This window comes from Mycobacterium sp. DBP42 (assembly GCF_005924235.1).
GTDB lineage: Bacteria > Actinomycetota > Actinomycetes > Mycobacteriales > Mycobacteriaceae > Mycobacterium > Mycobacterium syngnathidarum.
The window spans coordinates 11,860-32,373 of record NZ_VCMY01000032.1 but is presented as its reverse complement, the minus strand read 5'-3'; the positions used below and the strand labels follow the sequence as shown (position 1 = coordinate 32,373).

At 65.5% G+C, this 20,514-nt stretch carries 21 protein-coding genes; 8 read left to right on the top strand and 13 right to left on the bottom strand.

Annotated elements, in window-relative coordinates:
* The first annotated feature begins 41 nt into the window (after positions 1-41).
* From E0T84_RS23355 to E0T84_RS23345, 3 genes are all read left to right on the top strand, one after another.
* On the top strand, positions 42-707 hold the full coding sequence (locus tag E0T84_RS23355; RefSeq protein WP_070186932.1) for an MBL fold metallo-hydrolase: 666 nt from the start codon (positions 42-44) through the stop codon (positions 705-707).
* Positions 704-1,966: a histidine--tRNA ligase gene (gene hisS, locus E0T84_RS23350; protein ID WP_070186921.1), complete on the top strand. Its 1,263-nt coding sequence runs from the start codon at positions 704-706 to the stop codon at positions 1,964-1,966. The genes E0T84_RS23355 and hisS overlap by 4 nt, the downstream gene beginning before the upstream one ends.
* An 86-nt stretch (positions 1,967-2,052) precedes the next feature.
* Complete coding sequence (locus tag E0T84_RS23345; RefSeq protein ID WP_138745690.1) at positions 2,053-3,045, top strand: amidohydrolase family protein; 993 nt, start codon at positions 2,053-2,055, stop codon at positions 3,043-3,045.
* Here E0T84_RS23345 and E0T84_RS23340 read toward each other — a convergent pair.
* On the bottom strand, positions 3,042-4,001 hold the full coding sequence (locus E0T84_RS23340) for an MBL fold metallo-hydrolase (RefSeq protein ID WP_249383724.1): 960 nt from the start codon (positions 3,999-4,001) through the stop codon (positions 3,042-3,044). The two genes, E0T84_RS23345 and E0T84_RS23340, sit on opposite strands and share 4 nt — an antisense overlap.
* Here E0T84_RS23340 and E0T84_RS32415 point away from each other — a divergent pair.
* Positions 3,931-4,134 (top strand): hypothetical protein, encoded by a 204-nt coding sequence (locus E0T84_RS32415; protein WP_249383728.1) that lies wholly within the window; start codon positions 3,931-3,933, stop codon positions 4,132-4,134. The genes E0T84_RS23340 and E0T84_RS32415 overlap by 71 nt on opposite strands.
* 278 nt (positions 4,135-4,412) lie before the next feature.
* Here the strand turns inward: E0T84_RS32415 and urtE are convergent, their stop codons facing one another.
* From urtE to urtA, 5 genes are read right to left on the bottom strand one after another with little or no spacing between them, the layout of a single operon-like run.
* Complete coding sequence (urtE, locus tag E0T84_RS23335; protein WP_070186918.1) at positions 4,413-5,105, bottom strand: urea ABC transporter ATP-binding subunit UrtE; 693 nt, start codon at positions 5,103-5,105, stop codon at positions 4,413-4,415.
* The gene (gene urtD / locus E0T84_RS23330) at positions 5,105-5,860 is read right to left on the bottom strand and encodes an urea ABC transporter ATP-binding protein UrtD (protein ID WP_138745701.1); all 756 of its coding nucleotides are present in this window, start codon (positions 5,858-5,860) and stop codon (positions 5,105-5,107) included. The genes urtE and urtD overlap by 1 nt, the downstream gene beginning before the upstream one ends.
* A gap of 53 nt (positions 5,861-5,913) precedes the next feature.
* A complete protein-coding gene (gene urtC, locus E0T84_RS23325) occupies positions 5,914-7,059 on the bottom strand; it encodes an urea ABC transporter permease subunit UrtC (RefSeq protein ID WP_070186917.1) in 1,146 nt (381 codons plus the stop codon).
* A complete protein-coding gene (gene urtB, locus E0T84_RS23320) occupies positions 7,056-7,940 on the bottom strand; it encodes an urea ABC transporter permease subunit UrtB (protein WP_138745688.1) in 885 nt (294 codons plus the stop codon). The genes urtC and urtB overlap by 4 nt, the downstream gene beginning before the upstream one ends.
* Positions 7,941-7,942: 2 nt before the next feature.
* A complete protein-coding gene (gene urtA, locus E0T84_RS23315; RefSeq protein WP_138745687.1) occupies positions 7,943-9,211 on the bottom strand; it encodes an urea ABC transporter substrate-binding protein in 1,269 nt (422 codons plus the stop codon).
* A 235-nt stretch (positions 9,212-9,446) separates the two neighbouring features.
* On the opposite strand from urtA, the gene E0T84_RS23310 reads away from it, so the two are divergent.
* Positions 9,447-9,881 (top strand): hypothetical protein, encoded by a 435-nt coding sequence (locus tag E0T84_RS23310; protein WP_070943611.1) that lies wholly within the window; start codon positions 9,447-9,449, stop codon positions 9,879-9,881.
* Between the two features lie 317 nt (positions 9,882-10,198).
* A complete protein-coding gene (locus E0T84_RS23305) occupies positions 10,199-11,215 on the top strand; it encodes an Rv2578c family radical SAM protein (protein ID WP_371726259.1) in 1,017 nt (338 codons plus the stop codon).
* A gap of 18 nt (positions 11,216-11,233) precedes the next feature.
* Here the strand turns inward: E0T84_RS23305 and E0T84_RS23300 are convergent, their stop codons facing one another.
* The 4 genes from E0T84_RS23300 to E0T84_RS23285 form a co-directional block, all read right to left on the bottom strand.
* The gene (locus E0T84_RS23300) at positions 11,234-12,508 is read right to left on the bottom strand and encodes an acyl-CoA dehydrogenase family protein (protein WP_138745685.1); all 1,275 of its coding nucleotides are present in this window, start codon (positions 12,506-12,508) and stop codon (positions 11,234-11,236) included.
* Positions 12,505-13,665 carry an acyl-CoA dehydrogenase family protein gene (locus E0T84_RS23295; RefSeq protein ID WP_138745684.1) on the bottom strand — a complete coding sequence of 387 codons (1,161 nt, stop codon included), beginning with the start codon at positions 13,663-13,665 and terminating at the stop codon, positions 12,505-12,507. Before E0T84_RS23295 ends, E0T84_RS23300 begins: the two co-directional genes overlap by 4 nt.
* A gap of 37 nt (positions 13,666-13,702) precedes the next feature.
* Positions 13,703-14,932: an amidohydrolase family protein gene (locus E0T84_RS23290; RefSeq protein WP_070943614.1), complete on the bottom strand. Its 1,230-nt coding sequence runs from the start codon at positions 14,930-14,932 to the stop codon at positions 13,703-13,705.
* Positions 14,933-15,044: 112 nt separating this feature from the next.
* Positions 15,045-15,683 (bottom strand): TetR/AcrR family transcriptional regulator, encoded by a 639-nt coding sequence (locus E0T84_RS23285; protein WP_138745683.1) that lies wholly within the window; start codon positions 15,681-15,683, stop codon positions 15,045-15,047.
* 92 nt (positions 15,684-15,775) lie between these two features.
* On the opposite strand from E0T84_RS23285, the gene E0T84_RS23280 reads away from it, so the two are divergent.
* Both E0T84_RS23280 and E0T84_RS23275 read left to right on the top strand, forming a co-directional pair.
* Entirely contained in the window at positions 15,776-16,609 is an 834-nt protein-coding gene (locus E0T84_RS23280) for an LLM class flavin-dependent oxidoreductase (RefSeq protein WP_070186910.1), read from the top strand.
* 14 nt (positions 16,610-16,623) lie between these two features.
* Complete coding sequence (locus E0T84_RS23275; protein ID WP_070943615.1) at positions 16,624-17,523, top strand: acyl-CoA thioesterase II; 900 nt, start codon at positions 16,624-16,626, stop codon at positions 17,521-17,523.
* A 15-nt stretch (positions 17,524-17,538) separates the two neighbouring features.
* Here E0T84_RS23275 and E0T84_RS23270 read toward each other — a convergent pair whose 3' ends face one another.
* From E0T84_RS23270 to E0T84_RS23260, 3 genes are read right to left on the bottom strand one after another with little or no spacing between them, the layout of a single operon-like run.
* Positions 17,539-18,366, bottom strand: a complete 828-nt coding sequence (locus E0T84_RS23270; protein ID WP_070186908.1) for a mycofactocin-coupled SDR family oxidoreductase — start codon at positions 18,364-18,366, stop codon at positions 17,539-17,541.
* Positions 18,363-19,922, bottom strand: coding sequence for an NAD(P)/FAD-dependent oxidoreductase (locus E0T84_RS23265; protein WP_138745682.1), 1,560 nt, complete (start codon positions 19,920-19,922; stop codon positions 18,363-18,365). The genes E0T84_RS23270 and E0T84_RS23265 overlap by 4 nt, the downstream gene beginning before the upstream one ends.
* Complete coding sequence (locus E0T84_RS23260; RefSeq protein ID WP_138745681.1) at positions 19,919-20,509, bottom strand: TetR/AcrR family transcriptional regulator; 591 nt, start codon at positions 20,507-20,509, stop codon at positions 19,919-19,921. The genes E0T84_RS23265 and E0T84_RS23260 overlap by 4 nt, the downstream gene beginning before the upstream one ends.
* Between the last annotated feature and the right edge of the window lie 5 nt (positions 20,510-20,514).

Sequence of the window (20,514 nt, the reverse complement as noted above, 5' to 3'; positions counted from 1 at the left end):
CGCGCCCCGTCCGGGAAGTGGTCACGTGGGAAACTGGGGTCGTGTTCATTACCGGATTCCCGGCCGGGATGCTGGCGTGCAACTGCTACGTCCTGGCCGAGCGGCCAGGGGCCGACGCGATCGTCGTCGACCCGGGACAGCGGGCGATGGACCGGTTGCGCCGGATTCTCGACGAGAACCGACTGACCCCGGCAGCGGTCCTGCTGACCCACGGTCACATCGATCACATCTGGTCGGCTCAGAAGGTCGCCGATACCTACGGCTGCCCCGCCTACATCCACCCCGAGGATCGCTGCATGTTGACCGATCCGATCAAGGGGTTCGGCCCGGCGGTGCTGGGAGCGTTGTCCCGGCTCGCGTTCGGGGTGTTGTTGTCCGAGCCCAAACAGCTGGTCGAGCTGGATCGTGACGGTCAGACACTCGATTTCGGCGGTGTCTCGGTCACCGTCGACCACTCGCCGGGACACACCAGGGGGTCGGTGGTGTTCCGGGTGGGCCAGACGGTTTTCACAGGGGATACGCTGTTCCGGTCCTCGGTGGGTCGTACCGACCTGCCCGGTGGCAGCGGCCGCGACCTGCTCACCTCGATCGTGACAAAGCTGTTGGTACTCGACGATGACACCGTGGTATTACCTGGACACGGCCCGCGCACGACCATCGGGCATGAACGCCGCACCAATCCGTTTCTCGAAGGTTTGACTCTGTGACATCTGCATTCCAGGCGCCCAAGGGCGTACCCGACTACCTCCCCCCGGAGTCGGCGCAGTTCGTGGCGGTCCGGGACGGCCTGCTGACGGCGGCGCGGCGCGCCGGGTACGGCGACATCGAGTTGCCGATCTTCGAGGACACCGCGTTGTTCGCGCGCGGGGTGGGCGAGTCCACCGACGTGGTGTCCAAGGAGATGTACACGTTCGCCGACCGCGGCGACCGCTCGGTGACCCTGCGTCCCGAGGGCACTGCCGGTGTGATCCGGGCGGTGATCCAGCATCGGCTGGACCGCGGCGCGCTGCCGGTCAAGCTCTGTTACTCCGGGCCGTTCTTCCGCTACGAACGGCCTCAGGCCGGACGCTACCGCCAGTTGCAGCAGGTCGGGGTGGAGGCCATCGGCGTCGATGATCCGGCGCTGGACGCCGAGGTGATCGCAATCGCCGATGCCGGATTCCGCTCCTTGGGGCTGGACGGGTTCCGTCTCGAGCTCACCTCGCTGGGTGACGACACCTGCCGGCCGGCGTACCGGGAGCTGTTGCAGGCCTTTCTGTTCAAGCTCGACCTCGACGAGGAGACCCGGCGGCGCGCCGAGATCAATCCGCTGCGGGTGCTCGATGACAAGCGTCCCCACGTGCGGGAGATGACCGCAGACGCGCCGCTGATGCTCGACCACCTGTCCGACAGCGCCAAGGCTCACTTCGAGGTGGTGCAGGCGCACCTCGACGCGCTGGGCGTGCCGTACGTGATCAACCCGCGGATGGTGCGGGGGCTGGACTACTACACCAAGACCACCTTCGAGTTCGTGCACGACGGGCTGGGCGCGCAGTCCGGCATCGGAGGCGGCGGCCGCTACGACGGTTTGATGAGTCAGCTCGGCGGGCAGGACGTGTCCGGTATCGGTTTCGGGCTCGGTGTCGACCGCACGCTGCTCGCGTTGCAGGCCGAGGGCAAGTCGGTGACCGGTGCCGGCGGCGTCGAGGTGTTCGGCGTCCCGCTCGGTGACGCGGCGAAGCTGGAGTTGGCCAAGCTGGCCGCGCGGCTGCGGGCCGGCGGGGTGCGGGTGGACCTGGCCTACGGCGATCGCGGGCTCAAGGGCGCGATGAAGGCGGCAGACCGCTCGGGCGCCAAGTACGCGCTCGTGGCCGGTGATCGCGACATCGAGGCGGGCACCATCGGGCTCAAGGATCTGGCGACCGGCGAGCAGGTGGACATCGCGGCCGATTCTGTGGTGGCCGAGGTTCTTTCTCGCCTGGGCTGACCGCTTGCACTGCAGGCGCGCATGTCTGTCGGCGGCCGCGCCGTCAAACGTCGGCATTCTGTGCACGCTCGTCGTTACAGTGATCCATGCCGTTGATCGCGCTCGAAGAGCACTACGCGTGGGATCCCGCCAGCGCGGGCAATGTCGTGGGCACCTGGCTGCGCACCAACAACCCCACGGCATACCAACGGCTGTACGACCGGTCGGCACTGCGGCTTGAGCAGATGGACGCCGCCGGGATCGATTTTCAGATCCTGTCGCTGTTCGATCCCGGTGTCCAGGATGAGACGGACGTGGCGCGCGCGATCGACCTGGCGCGGCGGGCCAACGACGACCTCGCCGAAACCGTGCGATCACAGCCCGCGCGGTTCGGCGGTTTCGCGACCCTGGCGACCCAGGATCCCGCCGCCGCGGCAGCCGAATTCGAGCGTGCCGTAACAGAATTGGGCCTCGTGGGCGGGTTGATCAACGGGCACTGCCAGGGCCGCTATCTCGACGATCCGGCCTATCAGGGGCTGTTCGAATGTGCGCAGGAGCTGGGCGCTCCGATCTATCTGCACCCGACGACGCCGCACCCCGCCGTCATGGATGCCTGGTTCGCGCCGTACGTGGACGAGGGACTGCACCTGGCCTCCTGGGGTTTCGCGGCGGAGACGGGAACGCATGTGCTGCGGCTGATCTACTCGGGGCTGTTCGACAAGTTCCCCCGGTTGCAGATGATCGTCGGCCACCTCGGCGAGATGCTGCCGTTCGCGGCCTACCGGATCGACCGCTACTACGGCCTGGGCGGCGACGCCGATGCCAGCCGACGTCTGCAACGGCTGCCGTCGGAGTATCTGCGCACCAACTTCCACATCACGACGAGCGGCAACTTCTGTCCGTCGGCCTTTCGGTGCACGCTCGACGTGATCGGCGCCGACCGGGTGATGTTCTCGGTCGACTATCCGATGGACGACAACCTGGCCGGCGCCCGATTTCTCTCGGAATATCCGATGGACGACCCGACGCGGCGGAAAGTCAGTTCCGAGAACGCGATCGGACTATTCGGTGATCGCCTTCCGGCTCATCTGGGAGCCTAGAGGGTGAACACCTGACCGTCTCGAGCCACGGTGACCTCACCGGAATAGTTCTTGCCGATGGCCTCGCGCCACTGGGAGTCGGGCAGGTTGGTGGGTGAATAATGGCTGAGAACAACGTGTTTGGCGTTGGCTGCGGTGGCGACCTCGCCGACCTGTTCGGCTGAGGTATGGGAGTTCTTCAGGTAGTTCGGCGGGAATCTGTTGTGGTAATACGCGTCGTCGAGGCTGAACTGTGCCTCGTGCACCAGGATGTCGGTGTCCTTTGCGAGCGCGATCAGGTTGTCCGACTTGGTCGTATCGCCCGAGAACGTGACGGACTTCCCTGACGCTTTGAGGTCGAAGCGGAAGCCGAAGGCGGGGTAGACGTCATAGTGGGAGACCAGGGTGGCGGTGACGACGACGTTGTCGTCCGACATCACCGGGAACGGGGCCGTTTTGGGTGACCTGTTGCGGTAGTCCGAGCCCGGTGGCACCGCGATCTCGACGACCTCGATCAGATCCTGGATGTCGTCGACGCCCATGTCGCGGATGAAGATGTTGCTGGTGTAGGCATACGCCTGCAGCAATGCTTTGGTGGTGGCGGCCAGTCCGGGTGACGGGTTGGCGGGTTCGACGGTCGCGGGATCGGGGTTGCCGACCTGGCTCGCCGGCAGGCCGCCGGCGGGGCCGGGACCGTAGACGGTCACCGGCGCCTTGCCCGGTGCGGCCGTGTAGCCGCCCGAGAGGAAGAAGCTGTAGTAGTCGACGATGTGATCGGTGTGCAGGTGCGTGATGAACATGCTCTTCAAATCGTCGAACGTGAAGCCTGCGTCGGTGAACGCGTTCAGCGAACCCAATCCGCAATCGATTTGATAGACGTCGCCGCCGATCTTGAGCGCTGACGAGATGCCGGTCTGGTTCGGCACCGGTGGCGGACCAGCCTGGACGCCAAGGGTGACCAAGGCGTTCTCGGGCATCGTGGGTGTTGCCTTCGGCGGCTCGGCCGAACCGCAGGCGGATGCGCTGAGAACGGCGCCGCCGAGGGCAGCCGACATCGAGGCCGCGAGTATGGATCGCCTGGAAAGCGATGTGGGCTCGGGGGAGTCGTGACCACCGCAGGCGCATTGCACGCCCGTCACGTTAGCTGGATTTCGTTTGCTGGGTGAGGTTTTCTCAGCGGCCGTGCACCACGGCCGTCAGTATGGCATCGAGATTGCCGATGCCCCCCCGGAGAACGGGTTGCCCCGCTTCAGGATCCAGTCGCCGTTTGGTGTGGTGGCAACGAGCTTCGGCGAGCTCGCGCCGAGTTGCCTCCGGCGCTGGAATTGCACTCGCTCACCACAGGCGAGTCGTCAGACCTGCCGCCGGCCGAGACGGCGGTGCAGGGGTCAGATTGCCATGGCGGCGCGGACGTCGGCTTCTGATGTCGAGCCACCGGTGCCGCTCGAGGTGATACGGCCGGCCTCCAATATGTAATAGCGCTGCGCAGATTCCAGCGCGAAGCCGATGTGCTGTTCCACCAGCAACACACCCAGGTCGCCGCGCGCGGTCAACGAGGTGATCACGGCTTCGATCTCGGACACCACCGACGGTTGGATCCCTTCGGTCGGCTCGTCGAGGATCAGGCACTTGGGGCTGGTGATCAACGCCCGCGCGATGGCGAGCTGTTGCCGCTGCCCGCCCGAGAGCAGGCCCGCCCGGCGGGTGAGCAATTCTTTCAGGGCGGGGAACAGGTCCAGCTGCTCGTCGATCAGCGCTTTGCCGTTCTTGCGGCCATCGGCGACCACCTGAAGATTCTCGGCGGTGGTCAGCTGGCCGAAGGACTGCTGACCCTGGGGCACATACGCCAGGCCACGCGCCACCCGTGCGCTCGGGCGCAGCCGGGTGATGTCCTCGCCATCGAAAAGTACCTTTCCCGCCGTGCATTTGAGCAGCCCGACCGCCGCCCGCAGCAAGGTGGTCTTGCCTGCGCCGTTGTGGCCCATCACCGCGGCGACGCCGTCGGAGGGTACGGCGATGCTCGCGTCGTGAATCACTTCCGAACGGCCGTAACCGGTTCGGACATCGAGTAGTTCGAGCATCAGGCGGTTCCTTCCACGCTGGCCGCGGCAGTGCCGAGGTAGACCTCTTGGACCTTCGGATCGGCCTGAACCTCGGCCACCGAACCCTCGGCGATCACCTGGCCACGAGCCAGCACCGTCACCGAGGTGGCGAAGGCCCGCATGAAATCCATGTCGTGTTCCACCACGACCACGGTGCGGGTTCCGCCGATGCGGCGCAACAGGTTTCCGGTCTCTTCACGTTCCTCGTGGCTCATCCCCGCCACTGGTTCGTCGAGCAACAGGACATCGGCGTTCTGCACCAGCAGCATGCCGATCTCCAGCCACTGTTTCTGGCCGTGGGCCAGCACCCCCGCGGGCTCGTCGGCCAGATCGGCCAGCCCGGTGGTCTCGAGCGCTTCCTCGATCGCGGGCAGCACACTGCGCCGGCGGCGCAGTAACGTCCAGGGTGAACGGCCGGCGCCCGCCGCGATGTCGAGGTTCTGCAACACCGTGAGTTGTTCGAACACGCTCGCGGTCTGAAATGTCCGGCCCACACCCAGCCGGGCGATCTTGTGCACCTTTTTGCCGAGTAGCTCCACACCCGACTTGTTCACCGAACCGGAGGCTCCCACCAGACCGGTGATGGCGTCGATGACAGTCGTCTTACCCGCGCCGTTGGGTCCGATGAGAAAGCGCAGATCTCCCTGGAACAGGGTGAGATCGACGTTGCTCACCGCCTTGAATCCGTCGAAATCGACGGTGAGTCCCCGGACTTCCAGATATTGGGCGCCCATGCCGGCGTTGCCGCCGGCCACCGGCTCGGCTGCCTTGGGCTGCTCGGTTCCGATCACGATGCGGCACCTACTTTCTCGGTATCGGCGTCGGGTGCCGTCTCGGGCTGGGACTCCTCGGGATTCGGTGCGGCCGCACGTGCGCGCCGCCACCGGGTGAAGAGTGCACCGAGCCCGGCCAGACCGGCGGGGAAGAATCCGACGACCACGATGAACAGCAGGCCTTGGGCATAGATCCACCCGGAGGGAAACCGTTCGGAGAACAGGGTTTGTGCCCAGGCGACGCCGATGGCGCCGAGCACCGGGCCGAGCAGTGTGGTGCGGCCGCCGATCGCGACGCCGATCAGGAATGCGATGGACGGCACGATGCCGACTTGCGACGGCGCGATGAATCCCACGATCGGCACGAACAAGGCGCCGGCGATGCTGGCGAACACCGCTGCCAGGGTGTAGGCAACGACTTTGATGTTGGCCGGGTCGTAGCCCAGGAATCGGACGCGCTCCTCACCGTCGCGCACGGCGACCAACAATTCGCCGTACCGGCTGTACATCAGCTGACGAACCAGGGCGACGACGATCAGAAGCGTGGCTGCGGCAAGGAAATACACCATCCGCTTGTTCACCGGGTCGTTGAGGTTGAATCCGAAGAAGGTCCGGAAATTGGTCAGCCCGTTGCTGCCGCCGAGGCTCGTCTGGCCGACGAGCAGGATCGCCAGCGCGGCCGCCAATGCCTGCGACAGGATCGCGAAGTAGGCGCCCTTGACCCGGCGCTTGAACACGCCGAAGCCGAGCACGGCCGCGATCACCGTGGGCAGCAGCAGGATTGCCAACAACGTGAACCCGGGGGAAGCGAATGGTTCCCAGTAGCCGGGCAGGTGTCGCACGCCGGCGATCTGCATGAAGTCGGGCACGGCATTCCCGCGGATCTGCGCGTCGGCGATCTTGAGGTGCATCCCCATCATGTAGCCGCCGAGACCGAAGAACACGCCCTGGCCGAGCACCAGCATGCCGCCCCGGCCCCAGGCCAGTCCGATGCCCACCGCCACGATCGCAAAGCACAGGAACTTGCCCAGCAGGCTGAGCCGGAAGTCCGACAACACCGCCGGCGCCACGCCGAAGAGCACGATCGCCGCGGCCCCGAATCCGGCCCAGGTCTGCCAGCGGCCCAGGCTCGTGCGTACTCCCTGCGTCAGTGCACTCATGCCAGACTCCTGGTCCGAACCGTGAACAATCCCTGCGGGCGCACCTGCAGGAAGATCACGATGATGGCGAACACGATCACCTTGGCCAGCGACGCTGTGGTGCTGTATTCGATGAACGAGTTCAGGAAGCCGAGGGCCAGCGCCGCGATCACGGTGCCCTTGATCTGGCCCAGGCCACCGACCACCACCACCAGGAAGGCATCGATCAGAAAGCTCTGGCCGATGGTCGGACTGGTGGAGCCGATCAGGGTCAATGCCACACCGGCCACCGCGGCCAGTCCCGACCCGATGAAGAAGGTGGTGATATCGGTTCTGCGTGACGAGATCCCGCTGGTTTCGGCCAGATCGCGGTTCTGCACCACGGCCCGGATCCGGCGCCCCATCGGGCTGGTCTTCAGTACGGTGGCGAGCACCGCCACGCACACGACGGCCAGCACCAGGATGAAGATGCGGGTCTTGGGCACCACCGCGCCGAGAATCTCGACCCCACCCGACAGCCATGCCGGGGCAACGACATTGACAGCGGGTGCGCCGAAGATGTCGCGAGCCACCTGTTGCAGGATCAGTCCGACCCCGAAAGTGACCAGCAACGTGTCCAGCGGCCGGTGGTACATCCGCCGGATCAACGTCACCTCCAGCAGCGCTCCCATCGCGCCGCCGACGACGAACCCGACCAGCAGCGAGACCAACAGTGAGGCACCGGCATTGGTGATGACTTGTTGAACCACGTAGGCGGTGTAGCAACCGGCCATGATGAATTCGCCGTGCGCCATGTTGATGACGCCCATCTGGCCGAAGGTCAGGGACAGGCCGAGTGCGGCCAGCAACAGGATCGAGCCCAGGCTCAACCCCGTTGCCAGCTGGCCGATGAGGATGTCCATGCTTATCCGGACAGCCCCGCAGCCCACGGGTATGACTTCAGGAATGGGTCGGGCTCGATGGGGCCGTTGGACTCCCAGATGGTGTAAATCAGGCCGTCGGGCCGGATCTCACCGATGCGGGCGGTCTTGGTGATGTGGTGGTTCTCGCCGTCGATGGTGACCTTGCCTTCGGGGGCATCGAAGCTGACGCCGTCAGCGTTGTCCTGGACGGCCGCGACGTCGAAGGACTTGGCTTTCTCGACGGTGTTCTTCCACAGGTAGACCGAGACGTAGGCGGCTTCCATGGGATCGGAGGTGGGCTTCTTGGGATCGTTGACGAAGTCCTTGTAGGCCTTGACGAAGGCCTTGTTCACCGGGGTGTCGATGGTTTCGTAGTAGTTCCACGCGGTCAGCTGGCCGGCGACGTTCTGCACGCCGATACCGCCGACCTCTTCCTCGGCGATCGAGACCGAGACCACCGGCATCTCTTGCGGGGTCAGGCCGACGTTCTTGTATTCACGGAAGAACGCCACATTGGAGTCGCCGTTGAGCGTGTTGAACACCGCGTCGGCGTCGGCACTGCGGACCTTGTTGATGATGGTGGAAAAGTCCGTGGAGCCGAGCGGGGTGTAGTCCTCGCCTTTGATCTCGATGCCGTTCTCTTTGGCGTAGGCCTTGATGATTCGGTTGGCCGTCTGCGGGAACACATAGTCGCTGCCGACGAGGTAGAGCGACTTGACGCCCTTCTCCTTGAGGTAATCCAGCGCCGGGACGATCTGCTGGTTGGTGGTGGCGCCGGTATAGAAGATGTTCTTGCTCGACTCCAGGCCCTCGTACTGCACGGGGTAGTACAGCAGGGCGTTGGCGCTCTCGAACACCGGAAGCATCGCCTTTCGGCTCGATGACGTCCAACCGCCGAACACCGCCGCCACGCAGTCGCTGCTGATCAGTTTTTCGGCCTTCTCGGCGAACACGGTGGGCTCGGAGGCCCCGTCCTCGCCGATCAGCTCGATCTGTTTGCCCAGGACGCCGCCCTTGGCGTTGATCTCCTCGACCGCGAGCTTGATCGCATCGCGGACCGTTACCTCGGAAATCGCCATCGTGCCAGACAGTGAGTTCAGCGATCCGACCTTGATCTTGGGTCCGGAGGTGTCCACGCATGAAGCTGCGTTTGCTGAGTCGGTTTCGCTCGCACGGCTGCCGCAGCCGGCAAGTAGCAGGCTGGTTGCGGCGATCAAACTCCCTGCGGCTAACGTCGACCGACGCAACGGGGCACGTCCTGGAACTCGCATGGGCGACCTTTCCCTTGAATGGCAGCGCTTCTCGGCCGATTACGCTCGGCAGCGGTGCAAGAGGCTGACACCCTGTTCGGGTGTCGAATCGGGACGTTAGATCGCGGCTGTTACTGGGAAATGTCTGTGTGTGACAAACAAATTAACCTCAAGCTAGGCCGAGTTGGTTTGCCGTTGAAGCGGTACCGGCAGACCCGTTAGTCGCACCTGTAACAAGGCGGTAGCCTGCGTCGATATGAGGAACATGCGAAAAGCGACAACCACGGTCGGTGCAGCGCTGGTTCTGGCGGCTGCGGGGATGGCGGTCTCCAACGCAACGTCCTATGCGGAGCCGGATGCCCAGGGCCACAAGGTCACCTACACGCTGACCTCAGGCGCACCTTACGAATTCGATCTCTACTATCTGACGACGCAGCCTGCAAGCAAGGACGCCTACAACGCGGACGCGTACAAGTACCTGCAGAAGGCAACGGTCAACGTCGGTCCGGATGCCCCGTGGGTGTTCGAAACCATGCTCGCCGATCCGCAGTGGGCCATCTTCACCGTCGCGAGCACCACGCACGGCGGACGGGCCGAGCCCAACGCGCACTGCGAGATCGCCGTCGACGGCCAGATTGCCGTTCAGAACGATCATCCTTACAGCCCGCGTTGCCAGCTCGGCCAGTGGTAGTGGTCTGGTACTGAACCGCTTGCGGCTCGACCGCGAGGTTCCCACGGACTGGGATCGGCCTTGACGGGGCACTCGAACTGTTGTTCGATAAGTGAGTGCGCGTACGGGCGGTTCCGCTTCCGCTCGACGCGCGAGTGACTGGGCTAGCGCCCACGGCGCGCGCCGGTGCCGTACCCGAAACCGCGGCACCGGCGCACCAGTCTTTTCCTGGCCTTTGTTCCTTGCCGCCTTCCCGGATGTGTGTTCCGAGCTGATCCCCACGTTGACACGTGTGGAATTACCTTGACATCACCGTTGAACAAATGTTCGATGAGTGGGTGCGCTGGGATGGTCAGGCGGTCGGGGTCGATGACGGCGCATTGCCCGGTCTGCAGCGGGTGGGTTTCGTACGGAGTGTGCGGTCGCCGCAGTTCGAGGGGATGACCTTCCACGAGGTGCTGTGCAAGTCTGCCCTCAACAAGGTCCCGGCGGCCTCGGCGCTGCCGTTTCGTTTCACGGTCAATGGTTATCGCGGTTGCAGCCATGCGTGCCACTACTGCTTCGCTCGCCCCACCCACGAGTACCTCGATTTGAACTGTGGGTCTGATTTCGACACACAGGTGGTGGTCAAGACCAACGTGGCGGAGGTGTTGCACCGCGAATTGCGCCGCCGGTCGTGGAACCGGGAGACGGTTGCGTTGGGCACCAACACCGATCCTTATCAACGTGCCGAGGGCCGATACGCGCTGATGCCCGGGATCATCGAGGCCTTGGCGGGCTCCGGAACTCCGTTCTCCATTCTCACCAAGGGCACGCTGCTGCGCCGCGACCTCGGGTTGATCGCCGACGCGTCCACTCAGGTTCCGGTCAGTGTGGCGGTGTCCCTGGCGATCGGTGACGACGCTCTGCATCGCGATGTCGAACCGGGCACCCCCTCGCCCCAGGCACGCCTGGGCTTGATCGGGGCGATCCGCGAGGCCGGCCTCGAGTGCCACGTCATGGTCGCGCCGGTGTTGCCCTACCTGTCCGATTCAGTCGAGCAACTCGACGCGCTGCTCGGCCGGATCGCCGCGGCCGGAGCGTCGGGGGTGACCGTGTTCGGCTTGCACCTTCGCGGTTCCACCCGCGGCTGGTTCATGGATTGGCTGGCGCGTTCGCGTCCCGGTCTGGTCGGCGATTATCAGCGGCTGTATCGCCGCGGGGCATACCTGCCCCCGGAGTATCGCGACATGCTGCGGGCGCGCGTCGCGCCGCTGGTTGCCCGGCACGGACTGGCGCGGACGATGCGAATGCCTCCGGCCCCGCCGCCGGAGATCGTGGCGGAGCCGGCCGTCGTGCAGCCGACGCTGTTCTGAGTCGTCGTCGCGTGCCGGTCAGCTCTTGTTGCGCTTGACCTGATTGAACGGCACGCCGCGGTCGGCCGCGTGCTCGCGGGGGAAGCCCAGGATCCGCTCGCCGATCACATTGCGCGCCATCTCCGAGCTGCCGCCACCCAGCGATCCGGTCTGGCGGGACAGATAACGCACGCCGATCTCGAGGAGGCCGGCCAGCTCCGGGGCGTCTTCGGAGCCCTCGTCCACCACGCCGGCCGTGCCTGTGATGGCCAGTGCGGTGTCCACCTCAAGTTCGGTGGTCTCGGCGTGGAAGAGCCGGATCAAGGTGCCCGCGTTCGGCGGCAGTGAACCGTTGCCGATAGCGGTACCGACATGATCGATGAGCTGCTTCTTGACGATTCGCCTCACCAGGGCGCGCCCCGCCAGATCCTGGACCCGGGCGTCGTCACCCTGCCCGGTGACTTCGGCCAGCCCGACGTGGTCCGGCGGCATTTCATTGGCATTCTCGGCCCCGGTCCCGCTGGCGAACTCGGAACCGCCACCGACAGCGCGACGTTCGTGATGCAGCTGGCGCGAGGCGACAGTCCAGCCGTCGTTGACCTCGCCGACGACGGCGTCCGCGGGCAGCTCCAGGTTGTCGAAGAATTCCTCACAGAATTCCTCGTTGCCGTTCACCTCGGTTATACGCCGCATCGTGATGCCCGGTGCGTTCAGCGGAACCAGGAACATCGTCAGGCCCTGGTGTTTGGGCACGGTCCAGTCGGTGCGCGCGAGCATCAGGCCATAGTCGGCGGCGAACGCACTCGTGCTCCAGGTTTTGGCGCCGTTGATGATCCAGGTGTCGCCCCGCAACTCTGCGCGGGTGATCACCCCGGCCAGGTCCGACCCGCCACTGGGCTCGGACAACAACTGACACAGCACCTCGTCACCGCGGATCGCCGCCGAAATGCGCTCGCGCTTCTGCTGTTCGCTGCCCATGTCGAGAATCGTTGCGCCACAGATGGTGAACGAGGGGGTGTTGAGAATCAGCGGCATCTCATAGTTGACGCACTCGTCGTTGAACGCCTTCTGATAGGCGTAATCCAGGCCCAGGCCGCCGTACTCGCGCGGGAAACAGATGCCGGCGAATCCGCCTTCGTAAAGACGCTTCTGCAGTTCCCTTGCCCGCTCCCACGATTCGTTTTCGGCACGTACCGAAAACGGGGGATTGTCCGGATCGATGGCCGGCATGTTCTCGGCCAGCCAGGCTCGAGCGCGCAGGGCGAACTCCTCGACAGACTCTGTGGTCGCGGTGGTGCTCACGGTATCCGTCATGCCTCGATCTCCTCGGCTGCGCGGGACTTGCGGCTCAGGGCGTACACCGCGCGATGGTGGTCTTCGGGGGAGCCGTACAACGCCCGGTACAGGGCGACCCTCCGCAGATACAGATGCAGGTCGTGTTCCCACGTCACGCCGATGCCGCCGTGCAACTGCACGCAATCCTGCAGCATCACCGGAGCGCGTTCGGCCACATAGGCTTTCGCGACGCTGACGAGCTTCGCCGCTTCAGGGGAGCGCGCGGACACCGCGGCCACCGCTCCGGCGGTGGTGGCCCGCGCGGCCTCGAACCACATCTTCATGTCGGCGGCGCGGTGCTTGAGCGCCTGGTACGAGGCCAGCGGACGGCCGAAACTGTGCCGGTCGGCGAGCCATTGATTGGTCATCGTGAGCACCGTGTCGAGAATTCCGACCATCTCGGCGCACTGCAGCAGCAGGGCGACCTGGCGCTGGCGTTCGATGATGGCCGGGGTCTGCTCGGCGGAACCCACCGCAGCGGCTTCGCCGACCTCGACCCCGTCGAATTGCATGCGGGCGTAACGCTTGACCAGGTCCACCGACTTCTGCGGGGTGACCGTGACGCCGGCCGCGTCGGTGGGCACCACGAACTGCCGTACCTGCCCGTCGCAGACGGCGACGACGAGCACCGTGGCGCTCTGGTCGCCGGCTTCGACGCGGTCTTTGGTGCCGTCGATCCGGTAGCCCGACTCGGTGCGGGTGGCCGTGGTTCCGATGCCGGTGGGGGACTGCACGGCGCCGAACGGCCGGTTGGGCTCATAGGCGGCCCAGGATGCCACAGCCTCACCGGACACCAGGGCTTCGATCAGTTCCTCGTGCCCGCCGGGAGCTTCGACCAGGCCGGCCAGCGCGATGCTCACCGGATGCAGTGGACCGGGCGCCACCGTGCGGCCCACCTGCTCGGCCAGCACAGCCAGATCACCGACCCCGTCCCCGGACGGGCTGCCACCGCCGAGCTCCTCGGGCACCAGCAGGCTGGCCCAGCCCAATTCCGCTGCCCGCCCCCACCATTGGGATTCGAATGCCGTGCCCTCGGCGTGCAGCTGACGCACCCGGGTCAGCGGCACCTCCTTTTCCAGGAAGGCCTGCGCGGTGGAGGTGAACAGCATCTGTTCGGGATTTGCCACATCGGTCATGGAGTCGGCCCAGCTTCTTTGTGTGAGGAGGACTAGATCAGTTCAGGACGAGTGCCGGGACGTCGGGCCGGTACACCTTCTTGTTCTCGACCTTGAACAGGTCGACCAGGTTGCCGCCCATGACCTTTCGGACACCTTCCTCGTCGAGGCCGTGTGCCTGCAGGTCGTCGACCAGGTTGATCGGATCGGCCAGCCCTTCGGGATGCGGCCAGTCGGATCCGAAGATGATGCGGTCGATGCCCACCAGGTCGGCCATCTGCTTGAAGTCGTCCTCCCAGAACGGGGCGACGTAGACACCCCGCTTGAATGCCTCGATCGGATCCTCCGGGAACTCCTGCGGCATCTTCGAATAGACGTCTTTGAACTGGTAGAACAGGTAGGGCACCCACGATGCGCCGTTCTCCACCGAGAGGATGCGCAGATCCGGGTTGCGGGTCAGGGCCCCGTGGCAGACCAGTGCGGCCATGGTGTCCTCGATCGGGCGCTTGCCCATCGCGACCATCCGGAAGGACGTCGGCTTGAACGGAAGGAACTCGTCGGCCGGCTCCCAGTCGTTGAGGTACTGCGCGTAACCGCTGTCCGAGGCGTGCATGCACACCGGGATACCGGCTTTGACGCAGGCGTCCCAGAACGGGTCGAACTCGGGGAAGCCCAGCGAGCGGGTGCCGCGATAGCCAGGCACCGGCGCCGGGCGGACCAGCACTGTCTTCGCGCCGCGCGCCAAGCACCACTCGAGCTCCTCGAGGGCACGGTCGACGACGCCGAGATTGATGACGGGCGTGGAGAAGATGCGGTCGGCGTAGTTGAACTGCCAGGTCTCGTACATCCACTCGTTGAGCGCGTGGATGATGTCGAGGATCAGGTCCGGATCGTCCTTGAGGCGTTCCTCGACCAGGCTGGCCAGCGTCGGGAACATGATCGTGTAGTCGAGGCCAAGGCTGTCCAGAACCTCGAGGCGCGCTTCGGGATTGCGGAAGGCGGGGATGGCCTTCATGGGCTTGCCCATCACCTCGCGGTAGCTCTTGCCGCCGCTGCCGTGCCGGAAGTACTCCTCCTGGGCGCCGGGCCTGGCGACCACCTCGAAGGTGGGGTTCGGGATGTAGTCGCTGATGTGGTTGCGCACCACGATCTTCGTGCGGCCGTGCACGTCGATGTAGTCGATGACGCCTTTGCGGTGCTCGGGCAGGAACTTGGTGAGCGCTTCCTTGGGCTCATAGAAGTGGTTGTCGGCGTCGAACACCGGGTACGGAAGCTCGCGTGAGGGCATGTTCGCCTCCTGGAAGAGTCTGGTTTTCGAAACTGGTAATGACGTTACCACGTCAGCGACAGCGCGGAAGAGCGCATTCGGGCGATCGCTCAAAATGCTGAGAACGTGCTGCTCAGGACGGGGATTCGGCGGTCAGTAGACCGCGCACGCAGAATTCGTAGATGTCCTCGCTGTCGATCGGCGCCCCGTTGAGTTCCACGCCCAGCGAACGCAGGCGCATCGCGCCCAGCACCGACTGCATGATCAGCGCGGCGGTGCTCTGGATGTCGATACCCGACCGGAAGGTCCCCGCGTCGATTCCGCGTCGCAGAATATCGCCGATGAGCTCGTGCAACGGCGCGAGCACCCGGGCGTATTCGCGGGGCAGGGACTCGGCGAGATGGTCGTTGTAGAACGTCAGGCCGCGGTTGATGCTGTCCTGGGTGCTCGACGACGCCGGGATGGTGATGCGCTCGATGAGTGACCGCAATGCGTCGGGTCCCCCCAGCCCGTCGGTGTCGGAACGCCAGCGGTCGGTGGACTCGGCCATGATCTTGTCGATGAGGGCCAGAAGTAGCTCATCCTTGGTGGAAAAATGCTGGTAGAACGACCGCAGTGAGGTCTTGGAGCGTTCCACGACCTCCAGCACGGTGAAGTCGGTGCGTCCGGTCTCACCCAGGATGGCCAGTGCCGACTTCATGAACCGGCGGGCCCGGTCCGCATGCGCCTCGGCGCGCGCGTCGCCGGACGGTCGTTCGGCCGGCCTAGCCATTGCGCCATCACCTCCGTCATGCTCCACTTGCGAGAATGACGTTACCGTTTCTGTAGAAGCAATAGGCGGCTTGTGATTACTGTGTTGGATCGATGAGCGAGTGGTTCCTGTTCCTGCCCCAGGTGCGGCTGGACGTCGACGACATCGTCGAGCGTGCGCGGGTGGCCGAGGCCGGCGGATTCGATGGCATCGCGTTCATCGATCATCTCGAAGCCCCCGGCGCGACGCACCAAAGCATTTGGGAGGCGATGACAGTCGCGACGTGGGTGGCCGCGCGTACCGAGCGGCTGCGGATCGGTCACTTGGTGTTGTGCGATGCGTTCCGGCATCCTGGCGTGCTCGCCAAACAGGCGGTGACGTTGTCGGCGGCCAGCGGCGGACGGTTCGAGCTCGGACTGGGCTCGGGTTCGTGGCCCCGGGAGTTCGAGCGGTTCGGCATCGAGACCGGGGATGCGGCGGCGCGGGTGCGCCGGCTCGACGAGAACCTGCAGCTGCTGCAGCAGTATTGGGGCGAGGGCGAACGAGCGCAGACACCACGCCCAGCGCATCGAATTCCTTTGGTACTGGGCGGAACCGGGAAACGCATGATGGAACTCGTGCGCGCCCATGCCGACTGGTGGAACATTCCTTCGCATCAGCTCGATCGGTTGCCGGCGCTCATGCCGAAGGTGGGCTCGGCGCGCGTCTCGCTGCAGCAGATGGTCGGTTTCGTGGGGCGTGGCGTTGACCGGTCGGCGGTCACCGAACGCAGCACCCGCCTGTTCGGTCACCTCGGGGACGGCTTGGTGTGCGGCGACGCTGCCGAACTCACCGCCCACTTCGCCGGGTTGTCCGCCCAAGGCGTCGAACGTTTCTACGTATGGTTCGCCGATTTCGCGGCCCCCCGAACTATTTCGGAATTCGCCGAGACAGTCATCAACGCGTGAATGGAAGGAAGGCAATGACCGCAGAATCTGAGGCACGCAAAGAGGCCGAGCCGATGCAGTGGACACTGCAGATGCTGCTCGATCTTTTCGACGCCGAGCCCGCGGGCGAGAACCGCTTCACCGTGCAGACCGGCATCGCCGGTGTCGACGAGCGTCAGGTGGTGGAAGGGACTCAGATCGTGGGCGCCGCGATCGTCGCCGTGGCCAAACGCTTTCCGGACAAGTCGATCCGATCGGCACATGCGGTGTTCGCCCGCGCGGTCATGGTGGGACCGCCGGTCGAACTCGACATCGACGTGATCAGTGACGGTCGTTCCACGGCCACCGCGGTCGTCGCCGCTTCCCAGAACGGCAAGCGCTGCATCACCATAACGGTGTTCACCGACGTCCCGTCGGGTGACGTGATCCGTCATCACCTGCCGCGCCCCGAAGTCGCAGGCCCGGCAGACGCGAATGTCTCGCACATGCCGATGACCGGCCGCGAGCTGCGACTGGTCGACGTCGTGGATGTCAACAGCCCCGATGAGGTAGGCCCGCCCGAGCTGTATGCCTGGCTGCGCTATGAGCCCGTCCCGGCCCGCGATGACCTGGCCAAGGCGTTGATCGCGTACTTTACTGGGCACCTGGGGATTTCAACCACCATGCGCGCGCACGAGGGCATCGGCACCGCCCAGGCTCATCTCACCGTGTCCACGGCGCCGATGACCGTCACGGTGAGTTTTCACGAGCCCGTCCGCTGGGACGGCTGGCTGCTCTACAGCCACGAGAGCACCCAGGTGGGTGCGGGCATGTCGTATGTGCGCGGTGCCGTGCACACCGAGGAGGGCGAGCTCATCGCGTCGTTCAGTCAGGATGCGTTGATCCGCCCGCTGCGTACCACCGATACCAACATCTCCGAGCATTCACGGCTGTAGTGCCGTCGCCGCCGCTCAGATCTTCAGATACCCCTTGTCTGCCGGGATCTGAGCGGCGGTGACCAGGGATGCCGCATCACTGGCCAGCCACACCACGATGTCGGAGATGGTGTCGGGTGGGGCCAGGGAATCCGTCGGCAGGGCGCCGGGGGAGAAGCTGTGGATGTAGTTGGGGTGGTCGGCGAACATCTGGTACATCGACAGGTCGTTGCCCATCGGTGTGTCGGTGCCGTACGGGTGGATCGAGTTGACCCGGATCCCGAACTCGCCCAGCTCGACGGCCAGGGAATTGGTGAGCCCGACGACGCCGAACTTGCTCGCGCAGTAGTGACCGCAACCGGGCACCGCCTTGATTCCGGCCGCCGAACTGACCGCGATGATCGACCCGCCGTTGCCGGCCTCGATCATGGGCGGCACCGCCGCCTGCATGGTGTTGAACACCCCGGTGAGGTTGATGTCGAGGATGTCCTGCCACTGCTGTGCCGAAATCTCCCACAGCCGGCCCCAATTGAGCACGCCCGCGTTTGCCACCACGATGTCGAGACGGCCGAACTGCTCGATCGTGTCGGCGACCAGGCGGCGTTGGCCTTCGGCATCGCGCACGTCGACCTCGCGGGCCAGGATCTTGCGGCCTTCTCCCTCGACCAATGCCACCGTCTCGGCCAGATCCTGCGGGGTGGCGGCGGCGTATCCGTTGTGCGCGGCGACGGGTGCGCAGGCGTCGAGCGCGACGATGTCGGCTCCGGCCCGGGCCAGTCGCACGCAATGCGAGCGGCCCTGTCCGCGCGCGGCTCCGGTGACATAGGCGACTCGTCCGGCCAGTGGAGTATCGGTGTGGCTCATGCGGGTTGCTCCTCGGGAAGCGCAGGGACGCGGACATTGCTGAATTCGTAGTCGGACAACGGGGAGCGGCGCGCGAACTGCCGGGAGCCGGTGATCGTCTGTGGCCGGTAGTACGGGGTTTCGTGTTGGGAGTTGACGAAGTAGGTGTTCAAGCCCGATGTCGCGGTGTAGTACAGGTGCGCGACGCGGCCGTCCCGGCGCATCCGTGCGTTCCAGCGGTTGAACGCATCCTGGGTGACGGCGGTGACCTGCGCACCGCGGTGGCGGGTCTCATCGATCATCCGCACCGCGTGTGCGGCCATGGTCTCGACATAGTCCAGCCAGGCGAATCCGACGAAGCCGAGCGGCCCGACGATCTCCCAGCGGTTGGGCAGCCGCGGGTGGGCGGTGCCGGCGTAGCTTTGCAGGCCGTGCGCGCGGTAATACCGGGCGAGGTCGAACCCGCACGCGCCCAACACGGTATCCGGGCGGTAGGTCTCCGGATCGATCCACAGCTCGTAGCCGGTGGCCGGTACCAGCAGATCGGCCGGGTGCTCGACACCGTCGGTGGTCCGCACCCCGGTCGCGGTGATTCGTTCGATCGGTGTGGTGATCAGGTTGGTGTCGGGATTGTTCAGGGCAGGCAGGAATGCGCTCGATATCACCGGCCGCTTGGCCAGGATGCCATAGCGCGGCACCAACTTTCGCCGCGTTTCCGGGTCGTCGACGACCGCGCGGACCAACACCCGGTACAGCAGGCGGGACCAGCTGTCGTAGAGCGGCATGAGCCGGCGCAACAACTTGTCCGGTAGCCGGGAGAACACGTGAACGATGGGTGCCACCATGAAGATGTCCATCGCCAGCCGTCCGGCCACATTGACGATGGGAACCACCCCGCGCAGGCGCAACACCCGGCGCATCCACGGCGAGAAGTCGAAGTCGACCTTCGGCAGCACCCATGCCGGAGTACGCTGGTAGACATCGAGATTGGCCGCTTCCGCGGACAGTGCTGCGGCGATCTGGACGCCCGAAGATCCCGTCCCGATCACCGCGATGCGCTTGCCCCTGGCGTCGTAGCTGTCGTCCCAGTCGTTGGGGCGCAGGATGGTCCCGGCGAAGTCCTCGATACCCGCGATGTCGACGGTGTTCTTGGCGTTGACGTACCCGCCCACCGAACTGACCAGGAAACGTGCGGTCACCGGTGCGCCGTCGCGGATCTGCAGTCGCCACAGCCCGTGCTCGTCGTCCCACTCCTGCCGAATCACCTCGGAGTTGGGCCGCAAGTGGTCGTAGAGTCCGAGACCGGCAGCCGTCTCCTGCAGATAGCGATAAATTTCCGGGCCGGGCGCGAAGAACCTGCTCCAGTTCGGATTGGGGGCGAACGACAGCTGGTACCACAGGGTGGGGATGTCGACGGCCAGGCCGGGGTAGTGGTTGTCGCGCCAGGTGCCGCCGAAGTCGTTGCCGCGTTCGATGATGATGAAGTCGTGGATACCCTTCTGACGCAACAGATATGCGGTTGCGATGCCGCCGGGGCCGGCGCCGATGATGGCCACCTCGTGATCTGGCTCGGTCATTGCTGCCTTCCGGACAGGCCGACGACGATGTGGTCGGACACGAATCGTTTGACCGCGCGCGGACTGTCGAGGTTCACGCCGATCGGTGGGAGAAGTTCGAAGCTCAGCAGCAGGCGCACGATCCATTCGCTGGCCCGCGCCGGTGCAACGCCCGGCCCGATCTCCCCGCGTTCCTGGGCCGCCCGCACGAACGGCTTCCACAGGTCGATCGATCGGCGCATCAGGTCGTCGCCCGTGTTGCGCAGCAGCAGCACCAGGATGCTCTCGTTGATGCCGCGCGGCGCCACGGAATCCGACTGCCGGCGGTGCGCGCAGATGACCACCGCGGCTGCCGCGACCTGATCGGCCAGGGTGTCACGGCAGCCGGCCTGGGCCGCGATGGTCTCGATGAAAGCGCCGGCGAGGTGGTCGAGCCCGACTCTGACGGCGTTGTCGCGACTACCGAGAGCGTTGTGGACGGTGCCTCGGGATACTCCGGCGTGTTCGGCAACCGCGGTGAGACTGAATTGTCTTGGGCCCAAACGCCTGAGTGTCTCAGCGGTGGCGGCGAGCAGCGCGGGTGACACCGTCCGGTCCGCCTCGCGCATTTGCA

Bases quoted from the DNA above. Each gene is read 5' to 3' on its own strand.
- urtA (WP_138745687.1), bottom strand. From the start codon at position 9,211: ATGCGAGTTCCAGGACGTGCCCCGTTGCGTCGGTCGACGTTAGCCGCA.
- E0T84_RS23300 (WP_138745685.1), bottom strand. From the start codon at position 12,508: ATGACGGATACCGTGAGCACCACCGCGACCACAGAGTCTGTCGAGGAG.
- urtB (WP_138745688.1), bottom strand. From the start codon at position 7,940: ATGGACATCCTCATCGGCCAGCTGGCAACGGGGTTGAGCCTGGGCTCG.
- E0T84_RS32415 (WP_249383728.1), top strand. From the start codon at position 3,931: ATGCCGGTCTGGTTCGGCACCGGTGGCGGACCAGCCTGGACGCCAAGG.
- urtD (WP_138745701.1), bottom strand. From the start codon at position 5,860: ATGGGCGCCCAATATCTGGAAGTCCGGGGACTCACCGTCGATTTCGAC.
- E0T84_RS23270 (WP_070186908.1), bottom strand. From the start codon at position 18,366: ATGAGCCACACCGATACTCCACTGGCCGGACGAGTCGCCTATGTCACC.
- E0T84_RS23345 (WP_138745690.1), top strand. From the start codon at position 2,053: ATGCCGTTGATCGCGCTCGAAGAGCACTACGCGTGGGATCCCGCCAGC.
- E0T84_RS23295 (WP_138745684.1), bottom strand. From the start codon at position 13,665: ATGACCGATGTGGCAAATCCCGAACAGATGCTGTTCACCTCCACCGCG.
- E0T84_RS23285 (WP_138745683.1), bottom strand. From the start codon at position 15,683: ATGGCTAGGCCGGCCGAACGACCGTCCGGCGACGCGCGCGCCGAGGCG.
- E0T84_RS23290 (WP_070943614.1), bottom strand. From the start codon at position 14,932: ATGCCCTCACGCGAGCTTCCGTACCCGGTGTTCGACGCCGACAACCAC.
- E0T84_RS23340 (WP_249383724.1), bottom strand. From the start codon at position 4,001: ATGCCCGAGAACGCCTTGGTCACCCTTGGCGTCCAGGCTGGTCCGCCA.
- urtC (WP_070186917.1), bottom strand. From the start codon at position 7,059: ATGAGTGCACTGACGCAGGGAGTACGCACGAGCCTGGGCCGCTGGCAG.
- E0T84_RS23265 (WP_138745682.1), bottom strand. From the start codon at position 19,922: ATGACCGAGCCAGATCACGAGGTGGCCATCATCGGCGCCGGCCCCGGC.
- E0T84_RS23260 (WP_138745681.1), bottom strand. From the start codon at position 20,509: ATGCGCGAGGCGGACCGGACGGTGTCACCCGCGCTGCTCGCCGCCACC.
- urtE (WP_070186918.1), bottom strand. From the start codon at position 5,105: ATGCTCGAACTACTCGATGTCCGAACCGGTTACGGCCGTTCGGAAGTG.
- E0T84_RS23280 (WP_070186910.1), top strand. From the start codon at position 15,776: ATGAGCGAGTGGTTCCTGTTCCTGCCCCAGGTGCGGCTGGACGTCGAC.
- E0T84_RS23310 (WP_070943611.1), top strand. From the start codon at position 9,447: ATGAGGAACATGCGAAAAGCGACAACCACGGTCGGTGCAGCGCTGGTT.
- E0T84_RS23275 (WP_070943615.1), top strand. From the start codon at position 16,624: ATGACCGCAGAATCTGAGGCACGCAAAGAGGCCGAGCCGATGCAGTGG.